This is a genomic window from Pseudomonas mandelii (genome assembly GCF_002251635.1).
Lineage (GTDB): Bacteria > Pseudomonadota > Gammaproteobacteria > Pseudomonadales > Pseudomonadaceae > Aquipseudomonas > Aquipseudomonas mandelii_B.
Genome location: NZ_NMOJ01000050.1, coordinates 117,287 through 139,896, shown reverse-complemented (window position 1 = coordinate 139,896; position 22,610 = coordinate 117,287). Strand labels below are relative to the sequence as shown.

The following is a 22,610-nucleotide window of genomic DNA, read 5'->3' as shown; positions in this document are numbered from 1 at the left end:
TAAGAACGTTTTTGAGCGCGACTGGTACTCAAAACCGGACTGTAAATCGCACTTCTACGCGAAATCGGCATCTACTGACATGCCGATAAATTTCGGATTTAACGCAGACACGCACACTTCAATTTTGGCGGAGCTTTTTTACACACTCTGGGCCAATTGCAGCCACTCAAATGCGTCAACGGCTCGCCGAGGCCGCGCATGTGTCCAGCGAGGACCTTTGGGCGTTAAAAAACATGAAAGATGTAGTCAGCGGACTCGTTGGCAGCCAGAGACACCTTCGATGCGGCCAATCGCTCGCGCAGCACTGGTTCATCAACCCGAACTTGCCACTCTAAGTCAGGATAGTCCTCTGGAGTGCCAGTAACGCTGTGTATCGCTTCGAGCAGTTTTCCCCGTGGTGGAAAGTAAACGGCCAGCGCGTTGTCTTTCCAACTCGCCACATTCAGGCCCAGTTGAGCGCAGATGGCGATTTTGCTTGATGCATCGGCTCTGTCTGCTTGTCGAGATTGATTGACGAGTGCTTCCAGCGCTGGATTGGCTCGTCCATCTGTACATAGAATATCGTTGCTCTCCCACGCTTCTGGCGGGCACACCTTGTTGTCTTGGCGTAACGGGATAAATGGGTTGATTTCCATTGGATAAATTCGACAAACCAACGGGCGCTCGTCGTAGATACCGCACAGATTATCCGCTCTGAGGTTGGGACATTGCTCGAGGGCTTTGCCAGCAAATACGGCGATGACGTTTATCCGTGCATCGCCACAACGAACGCTTACCGACCGACCTTTGGCGTGGGCGAATTCCTCTGATGAACGAGGCCAGTTCGATTCGTCGAAGGCTTCGACAATCACTGCGACTTCATCCCCCCGAGTCAGCCACTGTTGTGCCTCAGCTAACGTCAACGGTATCAGTCTGCCTTTGCAGCAAATACCGCAGCCTACACAGGAAAATCGGACGGCATTACTTTGCATGTGAATTACCTGGAAGTTGCAGCCCTACGGAAGGCGGGCGTTGTAATGGCGTGATTTGCGGCGCACGGAGAACGAAGCGTTTAGCGGTACACGGGTTGCCGAAAACCATGAACAAGGTTATTGCCTACGCAATGCGCGTGCGCGCCCTGCGCTTGCCCACATGAAGCAGCCTCAGGATTGTTAACTAGTACAAAGGCGTGCTCTTGGAATGACAGCGAAAGCGGTACACGGGTTGCCGAAAACCATGAACAAGGTTGCTTTCTGAAACCATGCTCAATGGTGAAGGTTTCATCGGATGCCCAGCCGCCGATCAAGTGAAAGTGATCCAGCCCCGCGCGCGACTATGAGCAGCAGTAGGCCTGCCCAAGAGAGGTGAGTTGGCCAGGCATCGGGGTACACAAACACTTCGATTACAAAGGTCATGCCCAGCAATGCCAATGCTGATAGACGGGTAAACAGACCCAGCACCAGAAGCACAGGAAACAGATGCTCGCTGTACGTCGAGAGGTGCGCCGCCAGTTCTGGAGAGATCAACGGCAATGCGTACTCCGTACGGAAAAGCTCGTATGTGCTCGGAGTGATTGTCATAAAGTCCGAGACTTTGGTGCGTCCGGACATGAAGAAAATGGCGGCAATAGCAATGCGCGCCACCAGAACCAAAAACGAATCGCCGATGAGTGTGCTCAGCCGGTTCGCGACGAGATTCCAGAGTCCGCGCAGGGAGTGGTCAGCGGCGGGTGAGCGGGTTTGGAGAGTGTCCATGTCGTGCTCCTTTAATGATGTCAGTAACCGGTTTTTCAGGAGGAAAGACCCAAGTCCATAGAAACGAATGCATCGGCACTCACCAGGCGGATAATGAGATTCTCCAGATTCAGGTCTGGTTCGGCTTCAATGGCTTTATCTGCCGCGAGATCGAGGGGCAGGTGCGCTGTACAGGCGTCGAGAAAGGCACAATCAGCAGCACTGGCGGGTTGCCAATGCACGCGACCGGCTTTACGTGTCAGCAGCGCGCCTTCGCCTTGCCATTCGAGTTCCTCTGGCATTTCCAGTTGTTCGCGATTGACACGCCATATCGTGTAGGCCGGGCAGTCAGGTAACCAGAGCCAACCGGCTGCGGCCCTTGGTGTCAGCCACAGATTGCCAAGTTCTGTCTCGGTAAACTGCGACAAGTCGCTCAGCTCCAGACCCGGTTCATCAATGGCGCAATGAACGTGTGTCCAGAGCAAATCCAGCCGGGCGACACCGCCTAAGTAAGGCATTTCTCGCGCAGGCTCAAATTCGTCGAGAAAGCGGGGGAAGTCGGTGCCGTAGTGCAGCAACCGGGCATCCGTTGGCGGCGAAAGGCGTGCGTATATCGCCACCGCACTTCTGAGCCAGTCAGTGCCCACCAGGCGCTCAACAGTTGGAAAGTTGGCGAGCAGCGCATCAGTCGAACCCTTGAGTACTGTATTGCGATACACCGTAAAACCAGGCTGAGTGGTAAGTGAGTCCATGAGGGATGATTCGCTGCCATACAACGCATCCACGAATGCATCCTGAAAACTCGCAAGGGATGGTTTCATATCGCCACCTGCAATCGCTGGTTTTGCCCAAGGTTCAACACGGTCTGTGCCCGGTTGCGTTCGGCCAGTAAAACGTCGAAGTCAGGGATATGATCATCACGTTCAATCAGTGTAGGGCGCAGGCCGATCCTCTCGATCAGACGTCGATACAAAGACCAGACGTCCTCGGCGATAGGGGCATCGTGGGTATCAATCAGTAACGTGGAGTTGCCAGGATCTTCGGCGAATCCTGCTAGATGAATCTCCATGATCGCTTTCGCCGGAAACGCATCCAGATAGGTAGACGCATCGAACCCCAGGTTATGGGCGCTGATGTGCACGTTATTCACATCCAGCAGCAAACCGCAGCCCGTTCGCCGACTCAGCTCGGTGAGAAAGTCGAGCTCGCTGTAGTCATGTCCATCGAAGTGCAAATAGTGGGTCGGATTTTCGATCGCAATGCGACGTCCGAGGATATCTTGTGTGCGTTGAATATTGCCTGCGATGCGCTGCAAGGCTTCTCCGGTACGGGGAAAGGGCAGTAGGTCAGGATGGTACTTTCCGCGCCAGGTTGACCACGCCAGATGCTCGGAGATTAAGGCCGGTTGAACGCGATCCGCGAGCATTTTTAGACGTTTCAAATGCTCTTCGTCCGGCGGGCAATCGGCGGCCAGTGATAGCGATACACCATGCAACGACAGTGGGTATCGCTCACCAATGGCTTCCAGCCATGCCAAACGGGGGCCACCGCCAACCATATAGTTTTCCGGATGAACTTCGAACCAGAGACCCTCGACGGTACACTCGAGGGCGTCCTCATAATGGTTCGGTTTGAGACCGAGTCCGGCCCCGATCTGGAATGGCTTATTCATGATTGGCGTGTGCCCCATGGTGACGGTATTACATAGGTGTGAGGGTGCCGGTGCCTTTTGGCGTCTTGATGCTGGTGCAAGTACCCTCTGGAACGTTTTTCCAGGCGTTAGGCTGGTAGTCCATTTTGGCAGTGCCTGCACAGGTGGTGCCGGCGCCGGCTTTGCAATCGTTGTGACCAGCCATGGCAACGCCGTAACATTTTTCCATGGAACCGGCTGCGGTTGGGGTCTCTGCGGCAATGGCGCCAGCGGCGAAGGAAGAAAAGGCAACGGCGAGGGCGGCAAGTTTCAGATTGTTCATGGCTGTTACTCCGGGATCATGGGGATGGGTCGTCGTATCAGTGCAGGATGCTCTGTACTTGCGATCCGATAAGTAGTTCGCTGGCTTCTCCTTTCCGGTTACAGCCATCACAAAATATTTTTCAAAAACTTTTCATAAGCCGCAAACAAGGTCGATTGTTGCCTTACGTCCTTGAGCGCAAGCATCATCCGTTGCCTGTCGTCAGGGCTGGCGTTGTATAGGTACAAAAAAATTTTTACTCTTCGTGTAACCAGGGCGGACGATGGAACGAACTACATGTAACGACGCGTTGCGCAGCCGAGAGATGCAGCTTCAGGCTCTGTTCCTCGCAGGCCTTGAGGGCGACGAGCGGGCTTATCGCTCGTTCCTGTCGGTGTTAAGTGGTCATGTACGCGGCTTTTTGCGCGCCCGGCTGCAACGCCAGCCCAGTGAAATCGAGGACTTGCTGCAAGAGGTGCTGCTGGCCGTGCATAACGGTCGCCATACGTATCAGACGGATCAACCCCTGACGGCGTGGGTTTTTGCCATCACCCGCTACAAACTCACAGATTTTTTCCGAGGACGGTCGCGCCATGAGGTCTTCAACGACACCCTCGACGATGCGGCGGAACTGTTTGCCGAGCCTCACCTTGAACCGGCGCAGGCCAGTCGCGACCTGGGCAAGTTACTTGAGCAATTACCTGAGCGCCAGCGTCTGCCGATCATGCACGTGAAGCTTGAGGGATTGTCCGTCACAGAAACTGCGCAAATGACAGGATTGTCGGAGTCAGCCGTTAAGATCGGCGTCCATCGCGGGCTTAAAGCGCTGGCACTTAAGATTAGAGGTGCACTATGAAAACTGATGATTTTATTGGCATGCTCGCCTCCGGGATCACCCCGGTAGACCGGCATGCGCTTGCCAAACGCTTCAGTGTTGCGGTGCTGGCAGGGCTTGTAGTTGCCACCTTGCTGGTGACGATCATATTGGGTGTCCGTCCAGACCTGGCCACAGTTGCAACAACCCCTATCTTCTGGGCGAAGATCGCCTTCCCGCTGAGTCTGATGATCGGCGCTCTGAGCGTGGTGACGCGACTGGCAAGACCTGGAGTAACTCCGGGCACCGGAAGCCTCCTGATCGGTGCAGCGGTGGCAGCGGTGTGGGCCGGTACCCTCTATGTCCTCATGACTGCAGTTCCCGATACGCGCGTCGCGATCATTCTGGGTAAGACTTGGCGGGTATGCGCGATGAACATCACCTTGCTTTCGATTCCTGGGTTTATTGCTGTTTTCTGGGCCCTACGCGGGATGGCCCCGACGCGACTGTCACTGACAGGTGCCTGTGGTGGATTATTGGCGAGTGCGATGGCTACGATTGCCTATTGCCTGCATTGCCCTGAAATGGAGGCTCCATTTTGGGGGGCCTGGTATTTGCTGGGTATGTTAGTTCCGACTGCGTTAGGCGCATTACTAGGGTCGCGATGGCTTCGCTGGTAGCAATAATGGTTGATAATGCCTATCCAGCGATTCCACCACTAACTATCGTCGCAAGTTTGAGATCAGTACAGCTAACCTGGCCAAATTCAATACAAATGACTGGTCCGGTCGAATGCAAATAGGTGGTAAGTAGCTGTGTGCTTGGGTGGTCAGGTGATCACGGCGCCGGTGGCCTCTCACTAATACTTAAATCTAAACATTGATGATGGGAGCCTCATAAGTTTTTTATGAGTCTTTCCTTCACGTGTCCGCAGGATGAATTTGCACGTGTTTCGTTGGCATTTGCGACCGTCAGCTTTGGGTCGATTCTGTTGAAAAAGTCGGCCGGCCCAAATTGCCTGATCATTGACTGGTGAAAACGCCGTTTTGTCGCGCCGCTACGTGAAATCCGAGCCCGGAAGCCTCTGCCAGAAGTAAAGATTTTAATCTCGGACACTTACTTTTCTGATGCGCAAACCAACGCCGACTTTTTCAACAGAATCGGCCGTTTGCTGCCCCTCACGACAGGCAGCAATCGGCTGAGCAGCCACTCGAACACATCACCTGGATCAGCTGTTTTGTAGGACGAAGACCGGGGAGTCGGGATTCCCAGCTACATACGTCCACTACCCTCAGTTATGTGGCTTGGGCTGGCGACCAATTAACATTGAGAGCGGTATGGAGTGATGATGCTAAATCCAGTCCGGGATACGACTACCGCCCCCCAATCTTTGAGGCTTCATTCGACACGAACCTGTTGGGTGATCCGCGGTAACCGAATGCGGTTTAATGCCCAGGCGGGTGAGCCAAGGGGAAGTAACCCTTACATCGACTTGACCGATACCACTTCCACAAACCTGAATTTTTTTCTGGCTGTCTTAATAGCTTCTTGTTCTGCAACTAGGGAGCTCAGCGTATCAGCCTCATGTACCATCTCGTACATTTCGCCTTCAAATTCATTTCCCACACGGAGCGTGACTCTCAACCTAGGTGTGAAGCCTTTTGAGACTGTCTTTTTCTTCGCTGCCTTCACCGGTTGCACGATCACAACATCCGGGACTGTGTCCTGCACGTCTGAGTGAATTGCCGGCGCAGAGGGCTCAGGATCACCGAATAGCGCCCGGCGCATCTCATCTTCCATCAATTCTGTATTCATGCCATTTCTCAGAAGGGTGTTATCTATAACCTGATCGATTCTATCAGGATGACCAGACTCTGTTGTAAAGCGTCGCTGGGGTGAGACCTCAAGTGGCAAGGGCCAGCAGATACCGGCGAGTGTCAGCGTTTTCATCTGCCGCCTATCATTGCGGGCAGCTGTCGACCCTTAGCTACCGATCAGCACCGGCAGAATTCGGCCAGCCTCTGCCGCTCACGACAGGTGGGAGCCGGCCAAGAGCGGTTTCAAAACGATCACGTAATGAAGAGAGGGCGGTGGGAAGGTGGGGATGACTGCGAAGCTCCGTCGGGTATGGGGGCGCATTCAGTAGATCCACCGTCGCGATCGGCTCCCCGGTTACTTTGAGCGCTTGCAACAGATTTAGGTGAACGTACGGCAGACGGCTCGCAGAGTGGTGCGCAATACTTTGGCAGATACTACCGAGGCCGCGAAGGGAAGGCATTCATTCTTCCTGATTTTGTTTGCGAGCTGCATTGTGCTGCTGGATTCCTAGAGACCATATGGTGCCTCAAAACCTGCGCAAAATGCCCCCATGGCCGAATCGTTATAAAAATGTGTTTTCATACAGCCTGGACCCATAGCGGTCGTTCGGCGAGCTTGCTTTTAGGATTATGGTGTAACGACTACGGCGAAGTCGCCCGTTCACTCTCGCAAGCCTCTGCGCTAAATGATCGATAGATAAGGCTCGTCGTCCGCTAAATAAACACGTTGGATCGCTGGATGCGGCGGCGCTGTATCTGGTGCATACCTCAAGCCTGTCAGGGGCAAGTTACCGCGCAAGTTCATCTGTTCGAAGCTTGAGCCCGATTAGAGCTGCATCTAACTACTGGGCGGTCATGTGTTTATCTTCCAATGAGGATCGTTTGCCATCAGCGCTGCTGCCCAGTCTGCAAAGACCCTCACCCTGGCTGATAAATGCCGCGAGTAGGGATAGACGAGACTGATGGGCATGCCGCCTAAAATCCAATCAGGTAGAACCGATACCAACTGTCCTGACTGAAGGTGCGGGTTTGCTTGCGCCAGAGGCACGGAAATAATTCCAAGTCCTGACAGGCCTGCGGTCATGTAAGCGTCCCCATGGTTAAAACGCATTGTCGGAAGTTGATCAATCGCGAACGTTCTACCCCCGTTCCGCAGCACTGGGGCCAGCTGTTTCCCCGAACCTGGAAATGTGAAACCAAGGTACCGGTGATGCATTAAATCCTCAGGTCTCAATATTGGGGGAGTGTTTCTGAGGTACGTGGATGATGCACACAAGCAGAAGCGCATCTGCCCCACCGGCCGGCACACCAGTCCGTCATCCGTGATCGGCCCGCCTCGAAATGCACAATCAATACCCTCTTGCACGAGATCGACCACGCGTTCGCTACAGCCGATGTCCAGTTGAATATTCGGATGCGACTTCGAAAAGTCAGGTAGGGATGGAATGATGAGGCATGTCCCGACTGGAGAAGGCATCTCCACTCGCACCCTCCCGCGCGCCTCAGTACGACTCTGCGAAATGGACACTTCCAGTTCGTCGATATCATCGAGCACGGCGCGGGCACGCTGATAGTAAGCGGCACCATCTGTGGTAGGAGTTACCCTTCGAGTGGTCCTATGCAACAGCTTTACCGACAACAGCGACTCAAGGCCCTGTATCTGACCGGATATGGTTGTTTTCGCCACGTTCAATGCGTGCGCCGCGCGTGTAAAGCTTCCTGTTTCGACGATTCGGCAGAACGCACGCATCGCCTCCAATCGATCAAAAGCCATGATTATCCGAGTTCTCGCACAATGAAGTCGATTTGCCCCAGTTTATCTCGTTAGTTTCAGCCAATACAGTTGCTTCAGAGCCGAAACCTTCGGTTGACTGGAGATAAAGAAATGACTTCAAAACGCCTTAACTATTACGCAGCTGCTCCACAGGCGATGAAGGCCATGATGGGGCTGGAAAAAGCCATTTCGGAATCGGTGCTTCCTCTCGCTTTGCGGGAGTTAGTACGGATCCGGGCATCCCAAATCAACGGCTGTGCCTACTGCGTTGATATGCATACCACCGATGCCGTTAACCAAGGTGAAACATTACGTCGCCTAGCAGCTTTGAGTACCTGGAAGGAAACACCTTTTTTCAATCAGCAGGAACGCGCCGCCCTGTTATGGACCGAGACGCTGACGCTGGTCGCAACGACTCATGCACCAGATGACATCTACGAAGAAGTCGCCGCCGCTTTCAACGACCAGGAGCTGGCGGAATTGACCTTTGTGATTGCCACGATCAACGCCTGGAATCGCTTTGGCGTTGGCTTCGCAATGCAGCCGGAATAAACATCATGAACTTGCTGTTGAAGGTCATCGGTGCAACGTTCGTAGGCATGTTCAGTACAGTTGCCCTGGCTCATGGCGGTGGCGCGGGAGATGAAATCGTTACTCCGATCGCTCAAGCTGTGTTGCCTCCACAGACTTTTGCGAAGGCCACTGCCGTTCGTGTCGACTTCGCGCCCGGTGCCACTTCCACTCCCCATCGACATCCAGGGCATGTGTTTGTTGCTGTACTGAGCGGTGAAGTTGAGTCGGCGCTCGACGGCCAGCCGCCGCAGCTCTACAAAGCTGGACAAGCGTGGTATGAGGAACCAGGTCAGTTGCATCGGGTAACGCGCAATCCGAGCACCTCCCAGCCCGCGTCCCTCGTCGCCTGGTTGCTCTCCAATGATAAGGAGACACTGGTGCAACCCACCGAATCAAAGCCATAAACCTTGACGCCAGTGGCGGGGATTACGTCCCACCCCCTCGACGTAACCACGCCCTTGGCACTTGCGCGACGAAAAAAGGGACTAGAATTTTTATCGGGCTGGTACCAACGAAATGCCCAGCTTTTTGCATTCCTGAGGCTAAGAAGTGCCCAAGCCGAAAGCCTGATAAGGGCTATATCGCCTTCGATTTTTTGCTTGAAGAAAAAATATTTTGTTTCGCCCCCTTGAAATTTTTTTTGTGCGACGGATCTTTATATTTGAGGACAACAAAAAAGCAGCGATCTCGAAGACCCCGCTTTTGGCGATCAGGTTGAGCAATGGGTGTGGTTTTTCGCTTTTGACGGTGTTTGTGCTTTTGCCTTTCCTGCCCTTTATTGAGTCGAACACAGGCGCATGGCTGTCCCTTGGGCATGGCAAAATCGTCACTGTGCGGCGACAGCCGCTGCTTTCAGGTTTGATTTCAAACAACTAATTTTTTTTTAAAAAATACCCACGTCGGACAACTATGGCCCACAAGCGACCACGCGATAGTGGCTGGAAAACGTTATGAACAGGGATTTGGAGTCGACTGTCTGGCGAATGGCGCAGCTGCAAGGTGCTGGAGCTGTATTCCGTAAGCTGATTGAAGATGCCGTCAGCCTCTATAAGAGAGCTCCTGGATTTGACCCATCCGATCGACTGCACGCGGCTGACATCGGTCTGACTGGCTTTGAGGTGTTACGCGATGTGCTCGAACGTCACGGATATTGTGCAGGCCCTCCTGGTAGCTACGTCGAAATCAGGTCTCGTCTAAGAGCGCATTTGAGATACCAGCTTCAATGGCACCTCGTGAGCGCTGGTCAAGGTACTGATGAAATGAAGGAGGATCAGTTGAGTCGTGATATTGGGTTGTAAGTCGGGTCCAGCAGTCGATGTGCAAAAAAACGGGTGAGCATTCGCTTTGGCATTTCCAATCGGGAGGCACCCAAATACACGGTGTATTGAGAACTGTCATATCAAACGAACGTAACCGTCCGGTCAGCACTCACTCCTGACCGTTCTAAACCCATACACTGTTTTTTACCAACCATTGCTAGGGACGCTGAACGCTGGACTTTGGCGACGGCGGATTTCAAACCGTCGAGCACATTGCGCAACATCGCCGCATTGGTCTGTGCCTCGATGAGGGCATTGCTGTTGGGCTGGTAGGCAGCGAAAAACACATGGGTGATATCGCTAACGTCTGCCTGTGCGGCCGAGGTGGCTGCTGCGTCAGTCAGGTCGCAGTCGATTGACCCAACACTCGGGTTCAGACTGTGACGCAGTGCGCGGACAATCCATTGTGAATCTGCCACCAAAGACTCCACCACCGCGTTACCGATGATACCGCTGGCTCCGACGACTAGCGCTTGTTGATGAATGCTCATTTTCAGACCGCCTTGATTGCGCGAGGCGCTGCGCAGTTGAGTGCCTGCTTCGGGTGTGGACAATTGCTATAGGATCGGAACGACGACGTCACGAGATTTCCTAAGCGAGGACTCAACTTCACCTGATCGAAAGGCGCTAAAAGTGATCACCATACTTAGTCGGTCGTAGAGTGTTTGGTATCCGCTATTTGCGAATAACAGATATTCGAATTTAATGAGTAATCGCTTGGCCGCAACGGCCGCACTTGTCAGTACTGCACAAGCGGGGCGTTATGAGGCGGGGAGGTATCGCAAAGTCTTGCTTGGAGCTGGGCCTATGCTAAACATGGCTTAAATCGAGGCTGAACCGTTTGCTTCAGCCTTTATAGCTAAGGGGTGTATCGGGACTGAGTGGGGGACTTGGCTCCTGGCGTCGAATTGGAGATGCTCCCCTCCTCAGGTATCCGTTGATAGCCGCCACTAGAGAGATAAGGGTGTAGTGGTTTCTTCAGCACCGTTTGGCTGTGGCATGTAATATTGTTCGTAAAGAGTGCGATTGAACGTGTCGAATCCAGGCCAATAGTTGTCCCAGTCATCGTAGTCATAACGCAGAGCATGTTCACGCTCCTTGTCATCGAGTGTCGGCCAAACTGCTTCGAATCTCCGTCTCCAGTCACGAGCGCTCAAAAGCAAATCTGCTGAGGCCTCGTCCATTTTAGCGAAATTAGTTAATGCTTTTTTAGCGTAGTCCACGTCTTCAATTATTCTTGGGTCAACTTTTTTGTTCACGGTATCTACAATGCTTAGAATCCAACCGATGGTTTGGAAGCGGCAGCGGCGTGCCGACTTAGACTCTTGGCTTAGTGCGTTAATTTCAACCCAAGCCAAATCTTGCTCTTCGCGATGTTCGATGTGAATTATGTAAGAGGACATTGCCAGCTCCTTTATTGATTTATATGAAAAATTTAGCACGATATTTTTTTGTTTGCAAACTTTTTTGGGTTGACGTAATTCAAAACTAAGTTATACAAGTTGGTTGGACTGGCGTGTGGCTTGGCTGAGCGGATAACGCAACTATTTAAAATTTGGCAATGTGTGAAAAAAACATTAGGTTCGTATGATTCTAATGGTGCGTGAGCCATGTTGGGAGAGCCGATCAGAGGTTAAAATTTAAAATAAAATGGAAGGGCACGTTTGAAAAATGCGGAGGACGAAGTTTTTGACGGATCAATCACTCCTAGGCAACCACTTGCATTGTCTGTTCGGAGCTCTCGTTTTTGGATGACATTGAGGCGGCAGTTTGGTCGCTTGATCAGCAGCATTACGCGTCTGACGACCTCCGTATTGTGGTGAGTGATGCGCTCGATGACTTCAGACGCAAACCCGGGTTGGACGCCCCGGTACGAGTACATGCATTGAGCGTCGGAAGCGAAGCGATACAGATGCTATGGGCGTCACTGCACAACAGGGCGTGGGAACTCAGTTCGTTAGAGGACGCTTCGCGATTTGTGAGTTTGCGCCAAGGGGTGAGTGTCCATCTGCTGCGCGCAATACAATCCAGGCTGCTGCAGGATGGTTGCGGGGATGACGCCGACCAAGAGGACTTTCTGGGCTGGGAACTTGGATTATCAGGGACGGGGCATGATGTCGCCTGCGCCCCCATTTACAGCAAAATAATGACCTGAGTACACGGGGAATTATCCACTTTGACAGACCTCACGCAGCCTTAGTAGATGAGTGCTGTGGCGTCTGCTCGTAGATGCCACTTGCATCGTCTAGCCCGCATACCCCTGAGCGATTCGTTCGAGCGCGTCTTTCACCTGTGCATAGCCGGCTTCACTGCGAGCAAGCTCGACCGCTGAGCTGCCACCGAAAGCTGTCTTGGGTTCATTCAGCCAAGCTTGAGCCTTTGCTTTGTTACCGAAAACTCTTTCGGCTTGGTGCTGAATCAGCTCTACATAATTCATCGCTGGCGCTCGCAAGGTTCAGGCGTTGGTGGCATTAAAGCTAGTCAGAGGTGAGGTGGCCAGTGTTTTTTTACTATTTCAACGTCGCCTGCGGCAGTTGATTGAGTGCCCGTGTCCGATCTACTTACTGTCCGTTTAGCCTGCTCTTGAAAAGTCGTTGAACTGATTCAGTAAAAAGCCTAAATGACCCAAAGCTTGTGGTAAAAATTCATGGGCAACTTGTTGCAATGCTTATGCCAGTTGACACTGCTCTTCAGGACTGACGGCTGCCAGGATAAAGCGATACCCAGACTGCTAAGTAACAACGTGGTGCGCCTGCTAGAAGCGAGTCAGTAATCAATCGCCTTGGCCATAGTGTGCCTCGGTACACACAGTCGCGGAGAACTTCGAGTGGAAAGCGCCCGGTATTCGCCAGCTATTGGTCTTGTGCAGGGGGGGCGATTTTTAAAACAAATTATTGATACCTTCGGACATGTAACTGAAGCGGAATTAATACACGTTCGCGAAGTAGGCTTCACCGATGGGGAAGTATTGTCCATCATCAGTTTGAGTGTTCAATTTATGTTTGCTAACTATGAATTTCGTAGTCGTGGTGGCGAAGGGGCATTTGATCTATATTTAACAAAAAACTAAACATAAATCATATACCTTGTAGGTGGGCTATTATATCTCCAATATGACTATGCTTGGCCTGGACAATGGCCTGTCGTTTGTTGTTGTTTGATGAGACTATCTTTCAGCTATATATACCTGCTTCTTCTTCCAAAAAAGCACGCGTGCTGAAAATTTCTCCCTTATGGCAACCGTCGCGAGCAATCACGATCTGGCACGTTTCTGAAATACCTTAATGAGAGTGTCAAATACGATTGCATTCGTGTCGCTTGCGGTTGGGTAACTGGTGTCAAGAAGACTTCGGCGGCCAGATAGTCGATAAGATCGGATAAAATCCCAAAAAAAAAAGAGGTTTCGAATGACTCGTTCGTTTTACCTGGCTGCGGTTGCGGCCACATTGATAGGACACAGTATTGCCACACAAGCCGCTGGATTAGAGTTCGCAGTCGGTCAAACTGGCGAATCCACCATGACCTATCGTTTGGGATTGCAAATCGATTGGGACAAGAGTTGGTGGCAGAGCGACGTCGGTCGTTTAACTGGCTATTGGAGTGGTGCGTACACCTATTGGGAAGGTGATGAGACCGCTGGTAACAATAGCTTGTCGGCCTCACCTGTACTGGTTTATGAATTTTCGGGGCAAAGTATCAAACCTTATATGGAGTTAGGCGTAGGCGTGGCTTTCTTTTCCGGCACCGAAATTGAAAACAACAAACTCGGTAGTGCCTTTCAATTTGAGGACCGGTTGGGTATGGGGGTGCGTTTTGCTGGCGGACATGAGGTTGGAATTCGTGCGACTCATTATTCTAATGCTGGAATTACAAGTAATAATGATGGGGTGGAGAGCTATGCACTTCATTACACTATGCCGTTGTAGATGTAAAGATTCAATAGGCGTCGAATTTGTTTGCCACACGCCTTGTCGAACAGATACGTTCGACAGGGTACCGCAGTCGCAGTAACTGCTTAACCCGTTGTGTCGAATCCTTCTTTCTGTACCGTAGTACCTGTTGCGTTTTCTCGGTGAGGAGCGCTAACGATGAAAGGCAAAAGCCGCTCTTTGCGGCTTTTGCTATTTCTTCTTGAGTTTTACTGCTAGTTGTATTCTTTTCAATAACGAAACGAGGTACGTAGAACCACGATTTGGGAGTTACTGCCTCCGGCATTCTTGATTGCTGAACCGATGTCATAAAACAGATAGTCGAGATCAACTGTAATGTTGGAGGTAGGTGTCCAATTTGCGTTGGCTTTATATAAGGTGCCCAAGCGTTTGCCGCTGCTAGAGGTAGTACCAGGAACGGTCACCATTCCGGGCAAGTACACCCCGTCATCACTGTTCTGGCGCCATGCGGCAAACACTCCGGGCTCGAAACGAACTTTGTCGAATGGCGTGAACCGTAGCGTGGGGCCTAATAGAATGATGTTTGATAGCGTTGTCAGGCTAGCCTGCCCATAGAAGGCGTTTTTGGGGAATAACGGGTCGAATGTCCCGGCCTTGTGATCGCCATCCTTGTCGCCGCTGGCGGCATCTATGCGAAAGCCCAGTCGAGCCTTCCATGGTCCTGCGAAGGTATAGCCGCTATCACTGGACACTGCCCACGCGTCGATGTCGGCATCGGCGATGTGCCCTGTCTGTTTCATCAAATCCCAGGTCCAATCAAACTTGTCCCATCCACCGAACAACCGCGTGCCGAAAGTGTAGCGATTGTCTTCCCCGGTAAAACCATCGAGCGTGCGTTGCTCTGTTTCTAGACCGAATGCATAAAGGTCGACCTTCAACTCGCTAGACAGGGGTAAGGTGCCGTAGAGGCCGTAGAATTTCTTTTTGTGATCACTGGCGTCGTTGAACGAACCAGCATCCCTTATAAGGACAGGCTTCATGGAGAACGCGTCCAGCTTAAAGCCGTTGCTTCCAGCCCAGCCCATACGCACGCCATCGAATGCTTGCCGGATGTTGGGGGTTTCCCTATAGGTGACCAGCACCTGATTGCCGTAGGCCATTTCCTGACGGCCGACACGTGTTGTCAACTTGCCGCTTTGATATTGCAGATTGCCATCGATAAATGCTTGTTGCACTTCATTGCGACTTTGATCGGACTTGCTGGGCAAGTCTTTGCCAAAAACACGGGTATTTCCCAGTTGGATAAAAGTACGCAGACTGTCATCGAATACATGCAAATCGGCATGAACTTCCGCGCGCTGCATTAAGTAGGAGTCATCCTTCACGCCTTTCAAGCCAAAAACCGGTTGGTCCACGGCATCGGCGCGATAACGTAGTTCGGCGCCTGTCTGCAACCAGGCAGAATCTGACAGGCGCTGATAACGCAATTCGTCGAACGGGTCCGTACGTTTCGCTGGATTATCGAGAAAACGATAGTCCTCTTGTGACCGGGTCGGCCCGGGGCGAGGCGGGCGGAGCTTCTCCAGCGGGGAGGGGGGGGCGACCTGAGTCTCTGTAGCCTGTGCGCTTGATGTGGACATTTGGCCAAGGGCCATAATGATCGTCAGCGGTAGTGAGTAACGCTTTATCGCGGGATGGGACATCGGGTTGGCTCCTATTTTTATTGTTCATAAAGCAGGCGGGTACGCGCAGTGAAGCCTCAACATAAAGTTGAAGTTGTACGGTGTTATTCCGGACAAGGCGTATTGATGCCTTGGAAAAAATGTCGGCCTTGGCTTTGAATCAGCTGCTGCTGTTTTAGTGAGTTAAGTACGTACTCATCCTTGAGTAGATTTCAGTTGAAACGGGTTATCTTAATCGCGGTGTTTAAACCTTATCGCTGTTGCCATAACGGCGACCGAGAAACAGTACGATGAGTCCCGCAATCAACATCGGGATCGCCATGCCATAAAAGACTGCCGAGGGTGACCAGCCGATGCCTAGTGCTGCGCCGACCACGATGGGGCCTGCGATCCCTCCGATTCGCCCGATACCTAATGCCCAACCGACACCTGTTGATCGCATCGGCGCTGGATAGAAAACCGCCGCCAGGGCGATGAGGCTTTTTTGTCCGCCGCTGATGCAGCATCCGGCAAGAAAGTTGGCACTCAGTAGTACCCAGAGGGGGCTATTGAAGGCCATCCCGGTCAATGCGACAAACACGAAACCGACCAGATAAAGAATGCCGACGGTTTTGTAGGCCCCCAATCGATCCATCGAAGGTCCGGTGATGAAAGCCGCTGCAATACCGCCGACAGTTGTCAACGTGGTGGCCATGACTACGGTACTCATCGGGTAGTTGAGGCCGGTCATGATCGAGGGCAGCCAGCTTTGCAGCGCATAAAACTCGCCGAGGTTAATGGCGAACACTAGCCATAACAGCACGGTGCCCATGATTCGATCCCGGGTGAACAGACTTGCGAGCGCACCGTGTTGTCCTTGTTCGAGTGCCTCGACCACGAAGACCGGTTTGCTTTGTTGACTAACGCTGGCATCTATTTTGCGAAACACATTCAGGATCTGTTGCGGTGGCACCTTGTTTTTGATCATGAACACCATGGATTCAGGCAAGAAGCGGAACAGGACGGGAACCAGTATCAAGGGTGCCAGGGCACCGACCCAGAACATCGAGCGCCATCCGTAATGGGGAATGAACCAACCTGCTGCTAGCCCCGCCGCGATGAACCCAAGAGAGAAGCCGCAGTAAATTGCCAACACGAAGGTGGCGCGCAGGCGTTTAGGGCTGTATTCGCCGGTCATGGCAATGGCGCTTGGTGCGGCTGTGCCCAGGCCGATCCCGGTGATAAAACGCAAAACCATCAGTTCTGTCACGTTGGTTGCCCAGACCGAAGCCAAGGTGCACAGGCTGAAAACAATGGTGCTGACAATGATGGCTTTTTTGTGCCCGAAACGTTCGGACAGCGGGGTCAATACTAGATAGCCGACCATCAAGCCAGCGAGTGATGATGAAAATATCGGTCCCAGCATCTGCTTGGACAGACTCCATTCCTGAGCGATATACGGGGCCATGTAGCTAATGGCCTGGGTATCGAATCCGTCGAGAAACATGACGAGTCCACACAGGATAATGACCCCGTATTGAAACGGACTGACTCGGCGTTCATCGACGAATTGCGGTAACTGCAAGGGCTTTGACTCAGGCAACATTTTTTATCCTCACGGCCATTTGGCCTTGTTGTTTTTATGTCACGCAGGCATTGGTGAGAGATCGTCTAGATTTTCGGTTGGATTTCTCCCGAAGGTACAAATGCATCGCAGTAAAATGCGTCGGGCGAAAGCTGGCCTTCGGCGGTCAGGTCGTTGAGCGCAGCGGTCGTCATGATCGGATTACCACAGGCATACACCTGATGGGCACTCAGGTCGGGGTAGTCCTCGAGTACTGTCCGATGTACCCAGCCCGTTCGCCCGGACCAACCCGGTTCGGGCTCGGAAAGCACAGGGGTGAAGATGAACGCTGGCAGGCGCTTGGCCCACTGTGCGGGCAGGTCGGCAAGGTACAAGTCCTGGCTGTTGCGAGCGCCCCAATACAGATGCATGGGTCTGGATCCACCTCGCTTGATCTGGTCTTCGATAATGGATTTGAGCGGTGCCATACCCGTGCCGGTGCCCAGCAGAATGACGGGATGGTCGACTTCTTCATCCAGCGAAAACTCGCCATAGGGCAACTCCACCGTGAGCGCGTGGCCTTTTTCCAATCCTGCCAGCACCCCCTCGGAAAATCGTCCCCCGGGTACGTGGCGGATATGCAATTGCACACCGTCGCTTTCATGGGGCGGATTGGCCATGGAGTAGTTGCGGCTGTCACCATCCTCCATCAGTACTTTGAGGTATTGGCCGGCCTGGAATTTTGCGCGCACACCCGATGGGAAACGCAGATGCAGCACGACTACATCGGCATTGGGGCGGGTGATGCGATGGACTTTGGTGGTGATCACCTTGCGTACGGGAGCCGCTCGCTGAACGATGCGTTTTGGTGTGATCTCAACTGACGTACACGGGCGTGCCTGGCACAGCAAAACGCCGGTGGCTGGCCCGCGTGCGAGTCCTTGGCCGCGTACTTGTAACTCTCCGGCAGCAAGGCCACCTTCACAAGTTGAACACACTCCTTTTCGGCAAGAGTATGGGATGGAATAGCCGGCGCGCTCGGCTGCGTCCAGTACTGTTTCATCGGATTCACATGGGAAGGTAATGTCTGTCCCGGAGACGGTTACATCGAATGTCATGGCAAGTCCTTCTGGCTGGAAAATGTTGTTCCGCCGACCAGGTGCAGCGCACGGATCACAGCTTCCGGGTCAGCTATGTTTTTACCTGCGATGTCAAACGCTGAGCCGTGACCCACGCTGGAAAAGATCAAGCCGGCGCCAATTGATAAGGCCGAAGCGCTGCGACCGGCGAGCAGTTTGATCGGGATATGACCTTGATCGTGATACATGGCAATGAAGGCGTCATAGCCACGCTGCACAAGCATGAGATCAGCGCCGAGCGGGCCATGAGTGTCGACGCCCGCCTGACGTAGGCGTTCTATAGCTGGGACGTTTATCAGTTCGTCATCCCGACCGAAGAGTCCGTTTTCCCCAGCATGGGGATTGATGCCGAACACACCGATCCTTGGGTTAGCGATGCCCAGTGCCTGTAATGCAGTTGCCGCTGCGAGGCCTGCCGCCACTACTAGATCGGGCGTCAACCTGGCAAGTGAGTCAGCCAGTCGTTCATGCAAGGTGGCATGGGCGATGCGAAGTCCTGCGCCAACCAGCATCAGAAACACACGGTCGGGTTCGACCCCGACGAGTCGCGCAAGCAGGTTTGGATAGCCCGAGAATTTAATGCCCGCGTTGTTTATCGCAGTTTCGTTATGTGGGCACGCAACAATGCCGCGCGCCAGACCTTGGCCGAGGCACGCTACAGCGGCGGACAAATAAGCCACAGTAGCTGTCCCTGCATCGGCGCTCAGCTGTCCAGGCATGAAGGCGTCGGGCGACAGGTTTTGCACTGGCAGCAGGTGGAGGACGCCTGCTTCTGCTGATGCACTACCGTCATTTTCTTCGATGCGAAGACCTATGCCCCGCATATAATGTTCGACAACAAAACGATCACCGACGATGACCGGGTTGAGTTCCGGATCATCCTGTAGCGCGGCAACTGCCTTGACGGCAATTTCCGGTCCTATGCCGTTGGGGTCGCCGATACTCAGGAGAATTCGCTGAGTTGGCCTGCTCATAGTGGAAGCGCCAGCAGGGTGTGGATTCGCGAGCTGTCGCACACGACGATTCGTTCAGCTAGCATCGCGGTGTCGTCTTCGACCCGGTAGCAATCGATATAGCGACCGGAAACAAAATTATCAGTAGTACCGTCACGCATGATGCGCAGCACAATAAAGGCAGTCTCACTACGGACCAGACTGTCTTTTTGCTCCAGAATCACTGGTTGATTGAGCATATGGCGATAGCTGTGGCGCTCGTAGATGTTGGCTTCGCGCAAGGCGGAAATCCGGTCAACTAACATGCCGCGATTATTTGCCCAGATCATGCCGGCTGGCAGACCCTGCCGATAATTGTCGGCGGTGGTTACGGTGTACAAACAGTTCTCCAGGAAAAACTCAGGCCACGCTTCAAGTTGACCTTCATCTATGCAACGAGCATATAAAGCTTGGCTCTGACTAATCAGAGTAAAAATATTCTGAGTCACAAACGATTCCCTCTTATAGATCCATGGCCGCGCGATAAGCTTTCCAGAAGCCGCGAATAGAGGCCTCGGTAATTCGGCTATCACTTGACTCGGCGTCTATCCCACCCATTTCCAGCACTGCGGTATGGTTGCTGGCGCCGGCGATGCCGCGCTGGACGAAGCCTCCGACACAGCCGTCCTCCATGGAGATGTATCCTGCCGGCCCGATGAGATTGGCTTGCTTGAGGCGAGTCAGGTGTTGTTCAGGGGTATCGTCTTCGAAGCCCAGGTACGTCCAATTGAGTTGAGTGGTTTCCACACCGCGTGGAAGTACCTGGCGGACTGCGACCGAGTTCTGGATTTGTTGCAGTACGAAGCAAGGAAAGATCGAAAGGATTTGTAGCGTGACGTCATCGCCGACTTCGCTGAAGCCCTCTAGAAGTGACGGATCTTGCAGTTGATATTCGCTATCGGAACGAATGCTTTGTTGGGCATAGGAGGCGTCACGTTCTGCCTGACGCTCGGCCTCGCGATCGATGGCCGAATAGCTGACGTGATGCCCGCCGCTCTCGTCGACAATGATCGCGCCGCGTTGAGACAGCCGGTTGATTTCGAAGGTAGTGAAGAACAAGTGCAGGATGCTGGCGTGGTATGAATCCTTTACGTTCTCGATGTACAGTTTCCAATTGTTGGGCAGCATTTGCGTATAACGCCCAAGGACAACCGGTTTGCGTCCACCGAGCACACGTTCCACGCGACTGAGAATTTCATCGCCCAAATACTCTTCGATATCGGGTACGTCATCCGAGAAGCTGCCGAACACCAGGCCGTGAACAGATGCCACTCGCAATTTGCGCGGGCCGTGTTCTTCCATGCAAAACGAAGGTGCCATGCCGCTACGGCCCTTTATGCCATCCTTGAATGCGACTCCGGTCAAGTCGCCTTGCAGGTTATAGCTCCACGCGTGATAGACGCAGGTGAAGTCCTTTGCGTTGCCACTGTCATCCAGAGCGAGCAGAGCGCCGCGGTGTGCGCAGCGATTCTCGAAGGCGTAGAGTTCTCCGTCGGTGTCGCGGGTGACGATGATCGAAGTTTCGCCAATGAAACTGGTCTTGTAATCACCAATCTCAGGAACTTCCGCTTCTAGGCACAAGTAATTCCAGTGCGGTCCCTGGAACAGTCTGGTTTGCTCTTCCTTGTAAACAGTGTCGCTCTGGAACGCCCAATAAGGTACGCGGGTCAAGCCATCCGGCCAGGTCAGTTTTACGGGTTCGCGGTCGGTAACAATGTTCATCTTCTCTCCCGATCAAGTCTTCATGGGTGCAGAAAAAAACGCCTTTTTCCACAATTGCATGTTGACGTGAGGTTTTATTTTTGTTCGAATAGCGAACAAGGTGTCATTTCTCGAACAATTAGAGACCCTGCGAATTATGGTTGTCAAGAAAAATGCGCCGGCAGGTGATGCGCCTGTGCGCGCGCCGGAAGGCATGTCGGGCCTGGCGAAAGGTCTGGCGATCATCGAAGTGTTTGGAATGGAGCACTCGCAATTAACGGTGACGGATGCCGCTCGATTGACCGATACCACCCGCGCTGCAGCTCGACGTTGCCTACTCACACTGGTGGAACTTGGCTACCTGAGCCATGACGGCAAGCATTTCTGGCCCACGCCGAGATTCTTGCGTCTGGGTGCGGCTTATCTCGATGCTGCGCCATTGCCGCAGTTGGCTCAGCCCCATTTGGCGTCGGCACGCGAAGCTCTTGGAGAGTCGATTTCCCTGGCAGTGCTGGAGGATGGCTGGTCTGTATTTGTTGCTCGTGCAGAGACAGCTAAAGTCGTGACTACTGGAGTACGTCTTGGTGCGCGTTTGCCGGCGTATGGTTCGGCAACAGGACAAGTACTGTTGGCAGGTTTGAGCGATGAAGCCATCCAGCGTTATCTGGTGAATCCGCCGCCGCCGACCACTGCGTACATGATCGTTGACCCATCGGTGATCATGACGCGGGTCCAGCGAGCTCGAACCGAGGGTGTTGCATTTACCGATGAAGAGTTGGAGTTGGGAATGCGTTCCATGGCAGTGCCAGTGAGGAATGCCCAGGGTAAGGTGGTCGCTGCGATGAGCATCAGTACTTTCTCGGCACGCTTGTCCCTTGAAGAGTTACGTGAGCAATGTCTCCCGGTGCTCCAGCATCATGCTGCGGTGCTCGGGTGCATGCTTTAACAGTCGAGCGATATCTGCAGGTTAAATTCATATCCTTGGTACACATGGGAATGGAGGATCTTAGTCCTTCAATCCGCACCATTAGCGGTTCAAAATCGACAGAAAGATGAATGAAACAATCCACGATTGACATTCGTCCGACGCGAAAGCGCACATCTGCGCAGAACTCCGCTACCAGGAAATGTATGAAACTTCAAGACCAGCATTGCAGTCAGCAAGAGAGTGACCTTGAACAGTTTTCTGAGATTGGTGACAGGATCATCGGCAAATCGACGTCGCCAGATGAAAGTACTGTTCGAGGCTGGGTTGGGCCGGAGGCGTTCGAGCATTGGACGCAGCTGCTAAGCTGGATCGACCTATCCTACCCCGGCGTTTTCGAGCCGGAGTGGCTGTATGGAGGCAAGAAACGTGGATGGGTCTTGCGCTACAAGAAAACCAAAGCGTTCTGCACCGTGATTCCGGGATACAGGCTGCTTTCAGTCCAAGTGGTCTTGGGGCGAGCAGAGCGAGAGAAGTTTGAGGAGCGGCGTTATTTCTGGCGCCCTCAATTGGTCAAGCTCTACGATGAGGCGCACACATACACTGACGGGAAGTGGCTGACAGTTGGGATCTCATCCGCAGATGATCGGCATGAGGTGATGGAGCTAGTCAGCATGAAGCGCCCCCCAACTAACACGCGCTGAATGTCGCGCAAACCCAAAACGTTCATATCAATCCATGAGAGTCCGGTGGCGCATCCGTCTTCGTACACATATA

Annotated in this window: 26 protein-coding genes; 10 read left to right on the top strand and 16 right to left on the bottom strand. The window is 53.1% G+C overall.

Features of this window, described 5'->3' with window-relative positions; all coding sequences use genetic code 11:
- Nucleotides 1–224 precede the first annotated feature (224 nt).
- From B7L09_RS08105 to B7L09_RS08085, 5 genes are all read right to left on the bottom strand, one after another.
- Nucleotides 225–971, bottom strand: a complete 747-nt coding sequence (locus B7L09_RS08105; RefSeq protein ID WP_094468397.1) for a YkgJ family cysteine cluster protein — start codon at nt 969–971, stop codon at nt 225–227.
- Between the two features lie 288 nt (nt 972–1,259).
- Nucleotides 1,260–1,733 carry a DoxX family protein gene (locus tag B7L09_RS08100; RefSeq protein ID WP_094468396.1) on the bottom strand — a complete coding sequence of 158 codons (474 nt, stop codon included), beginning with the start codon at nt 1,731–1,733 and terminating at the stop codon, nt 1,260–1,262.
- Between the two features lie 35 nt (nt 1,734–1,768).
- Nucleotides 1,769–2,533 carry an HvfC/BufC N-terminal domain-containing protein gene (locus tag B7L09_RS08095; protein ID WP_094468395.1) on the bottom strand — a complete coding sequence of 255 codons (765 nt, stop codon included), beginning with the start codon at nt 2,531–2,533 and terminating at the stop codon, nt 1,769–1,771.
- Nucleotides 2,530–3,384 (bottom strand): MNIO family bufferin maturase, encoded by an 855-nt coding sequence (gene bufB / locus B7L09_RS08090; RefSeq protein ID WP_094468419.1) that lies wholly within the window; start codon nt 3,382–3,384, stop codon nt 2,530–2,532. The genes B7L09_RS08095 and bufB overlap by 4 nt, the downstream gene beginning before the upstream one ends.
- A 28-nt stretch (nt 3,385–3,412) precedes the next feature.
- Nucleotides 3,413–3,685, bottom strand: coding sequence for a BufA1 family periplasmic bufferin-type metallophore (locus tag B7L09_RS08085; RefSeq protein WP_094468394.1), 273 nt, complete (start codon nt 3,683–3,685; stop codon nt 3,413–3,415).
- Between the two features lie 262 nt (nt 3,686–3,947).
- Here B7L09_RS08085 and B7L09_RS08080 point away from each other — a divergent pair, with 262 nt between their 5' ends.
- Both B7L09_RS08080 and B7L09_RS08075 read left to right on the top strand, forming a co-directional pair.
- Nucleotides 3,948–4,520: a sigma-70 family RNA polymerase sigma factor gene (locus B7L09_RS08080; RefSeq protein ID WP_094468393.1), complete on the top strand. Its 573-nt coding sequence runs from the start codon at nt 3,948–3,950 to the stop codon at nt 4,518–4,520.
- A complete protein-coding gene (locus B7L09_RS08075) occupies nt 4,517–5,158 on the top strand; it encodes a DUF1109 domain-containing protein (protein WP_094468392.1) in 642 nt (213 codons plus the stop codon). The genes B7L09_RS08080 and B7L09_RS08075 overlap by 4 nt, the downstream gene beginning before the upstream one ends.
- Nucleotides 5,159–5,960: 802 nt before the next feature.
- Here the strand turns inward: B7L09_RS08075 and B7L09_RS08065 are convergent.
- Both B7L09_RS08065 and B7L09_RS08060 read right to left on the bottom strand, forming a co-directional pair.
- Nucleotides 5,961–6,293, bottom strand: coding sequence for a hypothetical protein (locus tag B7L09_RS08065; protein ID WP_094468418.1), 333 nt, complete (start codon nt 6,291–6,293; stop codon nt 5,961–5,963).
- Nucleotides 6,294–7,148: 855 nt separating this feature from the next.
- Nucleotides 7,149–8,069, bottom strand: coding sequence for a LysR family transcriptional regulator (locus B7L09_RS08060; protein ID WP_042932265.1), 921 nt, complete (start codon nt 8,067–8,069; stop codon nt 7,149–7,151).
- 111 nt (nt 8,070–8,180) lie between these two features.
- Here B7L09_RS08060 and B7L09_RS08055 point away from each other — a divergent pair, with 111 nt between their 5' ends.
- The 4 genes from B7L09_RS08055 (at nt 8,181) to B7L09_RS08040 (ending at nt 9,940) form a co-directional block, all read left to right on the top strand.
- Nucleotides 8,181–8,621, top strand: coding sequence for a carboxymuconolactone decarboxylase family protein (locus B7L09_RS08055; RefSeq protein WP_010461563.1), 441 nt, complete (start codon nt 8,181–8,183; stop codon nt 8,619–8,621).
- Nucleotides 8,622–8,626: 5 nt separating this feature from the next.
- Nucleotides 8,627–9,046, top strand: coding sequence for a cupin domain-containing protein (locus B7L09_RS08050; protein WP_010461562.1), 420 nt, complete (start codon nt 8,627–8,629; stop codon nt 9,044–9,046).
- A 211-nt stretch (nt 9,047–9,257) separates the two neighbouring features.
- Nucleotides 9,258–9,518 carry a hypothetical protein gene (locus B7L09_RS08045; protein ID WP_010461560.1) on the top strand — a complete coding sequence of 87 codons (261 nt, stop codon included), beginning with the start codon at nt 9,258–9,260 and terminating at the stop codon, nt 9,516–9,518.
- Nucleotides 9,519–9,592: 74 nt separating this feature from the next.
- Nucleotides 9,593–9,940 (top strand): hypothetical protein, encoded by a 348-nt coding sequence (locus B7L09_RS08040; protein ID WP_010461559.1) that lies wholly within the window; start codon nt 9,593–9,595, stop codon nt 9,938–9,940.
- 101 nt (nt 9,941–10,041) lie between these two features.
- Here B7L09_RS08040 and B7L09_RS08035 read toward each other — a convergent pair whose 3' ends face one another.
- The 3 genes from B7L09_RS08035 to B7L09_RS08020 all read right to left on the bottom strand — a co-directional run bounded on the left by B7L09_RS08035 (nt 10,042) and on the right by B7L09_RS08020 (nt 12,398).
- Nucleotides 10,042–10,452 (bottom strand): NAD-dependent epimerase/dehydratase family protein, encoded by a 411-nt coding sequence (locus B7L09_RS08035; RefSeq protein ID WP_010461558.1) that lies wholly within the window; start codon nt 10,450–10,452, stop codon nt 10,042–10,044.
- 459 nt (nt 10,453–10,911) lie between these two features.
- Nucleotides 10,912–11,364 (bottom strand): hypothetical protein, encoded by a 453-nt coding sequence (locus tag B7L09_RS08030; RefSeq protein WP_010461557.1) that lies wholly within the window; start codon nt 11,362–11,364, stop codon nt 10,912–10,914.
- An 842-nt stretch (nt 11,365–12,206) separates the two neighbouring features.
- On the bottom strand, nt 12,207–12,398 hold the full coding sequence (locus B7L09_RS08020; RefSeq protein WP_010461555.1) for an MbcA/ParS/Xre antitoxin family protein: 192 nt from the start codon (nt 12,396–12,398) through the stop codon (nt 12,207–12,209).
- A gap of 390 nt (nt 12,399–12,788) precedes the next feature.
- Here B7L09_RS08020 and B7L09_RS31960 point away from each other — a divergent pair, with 390 nt between their 5' ends.
- Complete coding sequence (locus B7L09_RS31960; RefSeq protein ID WP_162179683.1) at nt 12,789–13,031, top strand: hypothetical protein; 243 nt, start codon at nt 12,789–12,791, stop codon at nt 13,029–13,031.
- Nucleotides 13,032–13,368: 337 nt separating this feature from the next.
- The gene (locus tag B7L09_RS08010; RefSeq protein WP_010461554.1) at nt 13,369–13,887 is read left to right on the top strand and encodes an acyloxyacyl hydrolase; all 519 of its coding nucleotides are present in this window, start codon (nt 13,369–13,371) and stop codon (nt 13,885–13,887) included.
- A 233-nt stretch (nt 13,888–14,120) separates the two neighbouring features.
- Here B7L09_RS08010 and B7L09_RS08005 read toward each other — a convergent pair whose 3' ends face one another.
- From B7L09_RS08005 to B7L09_RS07980, 6 genes are all read right to left on the bottom strand, one after another.
- Nucleotides 14,121–15,554, bottom strand: coding sequence for an alginate export family protein (locus B7L09_RS08005; RefSeq protein WP_010461553.1), 1,434 nt, complete (start codon nt 15,552–15,554; stop codon nt 14,121–14,123).
- A 223-nt stretch (nt 15,555–15,777) separates the two neighbouring features.
- Nucleotides 15,778–17,118 (bottom strand): MFS transporter, encoded by a 1,341-nt coding sequence (locus B7L09_RS08000; protein WP_010461552.1) that lies wholly within the window; start codon nt 17,116–17,118, stop codon nt 15,778–15,780.
- Between the two features lie 65 nt (nt 17,119–17,183).
- Nucleotides 17,184–18,194 carry a 2Fe-2S iron-sulfur cluster-binding protein gene (locus tag B7L09_RS07995; protein ID WP_042932263.1) on the bottom strand — a complete coding sequence of 337 codons (1,011 nt, stop codon included), beginning with the start codon at nt 18,192–18,194 and terminating at the stop codon, nt 17,184–17,186.
- Nucleotides 18,191–19,189 (bottom strand): PdxA family dehydrogenase, encoded by a 999-nt coding sequence (locus tag B7L09_RS07990; RefSeq protein WP_010461548.1) that lies wholly within the window; start codon nt 19,187–19,189, stop codon nt 18,191–18,193. Before B7L09_RS07990 ends, B7L09_RS07995 begins: the two co-directional genes overlap by 4 nt.
- Nucleotides 19,186–19,656 (bottom strand): aromatic-ring-hydroxylating dioxygenase subunit beta, encoded by a 471-nt coding sequence (locus tag B7L09_RS07985; protein WP_042932262.1) that lies wholly within the window; start codon nt 19,654–19,656, stop codon nt 19,186–19,188. Before B7L09_RS07985 ends, B7L09_RS07990 begins: the two co-directional genes overlap by 4 nt.
- Before the next feature lie 13 nt (nt 19,657–19,669).
- Nucleotides 19,670–20,929: an aromatic ring-hydroxylating dioxygenase subunit alpha gene (locus B7L09_RS07980; protein WP_010461545.1), complete on the bottom strand. Its 1,260-nt coding sequence runs from the start codon at nt 20,927–20,929 to the stop codon at nt 19,670–19,672.
- Nucleotides 20,930–21,029: 100 nt separating this feature from the next.
- Here B7L09_RS07980 and B7L09_RS07975 point away from each other — a divergent pair, with 100 nt between their 5' ends.
- Together B7L09_RS07975 and B7L09_RS07970 are read left to right on the top strand one after the other, a co-directional pair.
- Entirely contained in the window at nt 21,030–21,854 is an 825-nt protein-coding gene (locus B7L09_RS07975; protein ID WP_238547519.1) for an IclR family transcriptional regulator domain-containing protein, read from the top strand.
- Nucleotides 21,855–22,039: 185 nt separating this feature from the next.
- Nucleotides 22,040–22,537, top strand: coding sequence for a DUF3788 domain-containing protein (locus B7L09_RS07970; RefSeq protein ID WP_010461541.1), 498 nt, complete (start codon nt 22,040–22,042; stop codon nt 22,535–22,537).
- Nucleotides 22,538–22,610 lie beyond the last annotated feature (73 nt).

Excerpts from the sequence above, each read along its gene's own strand:
- B7L09_RS08105 (WP_094468397.1), bottom strand. The coding sequence starts at position 971 with ATGCAAAGTAATGCCGTCCGATTTTCCTGTGTAGGCTGCGGTATTTGC.
- B7L09_RS08100 (WP_094468396.1), bottom strand. The coding sequence starts at position 1,733 with ATGGACACTCTCCAAACCCGCTCACCCGCCGCTGACCACTCCCTGCGC.
- B7L09_RS08095 (WP_094468395.1), bottom strand. The coding sequence starts at position 2,533 with ATGAAACCATCCCTTGCGAGTTTTCAGGATGCATTCGTGGATGCGTTG.
- bufB (WP_094468419.1), bottom strand. The coding sequence starts at position 3,384 with ATGAATAAGCCATTCCAGATCGGGGCCGGACTCGGTCTCAAACCGAAC.
- B7L09_RS08085 (WP_094468394.1), bottom strand. The coding sequence starts at position 3,685 with ATGAACAATCTGAAACTTGCCGCCCTCGCCGTTGCCTTTTCTTCCTTC.
- B7L09_RS08080 (WP_094468393.1), top strand. The coding sequence starts at position 3,948 with ATGGAACGAACTACATGTAACGACGCGTTGCGCAGCCGAGAGATGCAG.
- B7L09_RS08075 (WP_094468392.1), top strand. The coding sequence starts at position 4,517 with ATGAAAACTGATGATTTTATTGGCATGCTCGCCTCCGGGATCACCCCG.
- B7L09_RS08065 (WP_094468418.1), bottom strand. The coding sequence starts at position 6,293 with ATGAATACAGAATTGATGGAAGATGAGATGCGCCGGGCGCTATTCGGT.
- B7L09_RS08060 (WP_042932265.1), bottom strand. The coding sequence starts at position 8,069 with ATGGCTTTTGATCGATTGGAGGCGATGCGTGCGTTCTGCCGAATCGTC.
- B7L09_RS08055 (WP_010461563.1), top strand. The coding sequence starts at position 8,181 with ATGACTTCAAAACGCCTTAACTATTACGCAGCTGCTCCACAGGCGATG.
- B7L09_RS08050 (WP_010461562.1), top strand. The coding sequence starts at position 8,627 with ATGAACTTGCTGTTGAAGGTCATCGGTGCAACGTTCGTAGGCATGTTC.
- B7L09_RS08040 (WP_010461559.1), top strand. The coding sequence starts at position 9,593 with ATGAACAGGGATTTGGAGTCGACTGTCTGGCGAATGGCGCAGCTGCAA.
- B7L09_RS08035 (WP_010461558.1), bottom strand. The coding sequence starts at position 10,452 with ATGAGCATTCATCAACAAGCGCTAGTCGTCGGAGCCAGCGGTATCATC.
- B7L09_RS08030 (WP_010461557.1), bottom strand. The coding sequence starts at position 11,364 with ATGTCCTCTTACATAATTCACATCGAACATCGCGAAGAGCAAGATTTG.
- B7L09_RS08020 (WP_010461555.1), bottom strand. The coding sequence starts at position 12,398 with ATGAATTATGTAGAGCTGATTCAGCACCAAGCCGAAAGAGTTTTCGGT.
- B7L09_RS08010 (WP_010461554.1), top strand. The coding sequence starts at position 13,369 with ATGACTCGTTCGTTTTACCTGGCTGCGGTTGCGGCCACATTGATAGGA.
- B7L09_RS08005 (WP_010461553.1), bottom strand. The coding sequence starts at position 15,554 with ATGTCCCATCCCGCGATAAAGCGTTACTCACTACCGCTGACGATCATT.
- B7L09_RS08000 (WP_010461552.1), bottom strand. The coding sequence starts at position 17,118 with ATGTTGCCTGAGTCAAAGCCCTTGCAGTTACCGCAATTCGTCGATGAA.
- B7L09_RS07995 (WP_042932263.1), bottom strand. The coding sequence starts at position 18,194 with ATGACATTCGATGTAACCGTCTCCGGGACAGACATTACCTTCCCATGT.
- B7L09_RS07990 (WP_010461548.1), bottom strand. The coding sequence starts at position 19,189 with ATGAGCAGGCCAACTCAGCGAATTCTCCTGAGTATCGGCGACCCCAAC.
- B7L09_RS07980 (WP_010461545.1), bottom strand. The coding sequence starts at position 20,929 with ATGAACATTGTTACCGACCGCGAACCCGTAAAACTGACCTGGCCGGAT.
- B7L09_RS07970 (WP_010461541.1), top strand. The coding sequence starts at position 22,040 with ATGAAACTTCAAGACCAGCATTGCAGTCAGCAAGAGAGTGACCTTGAA.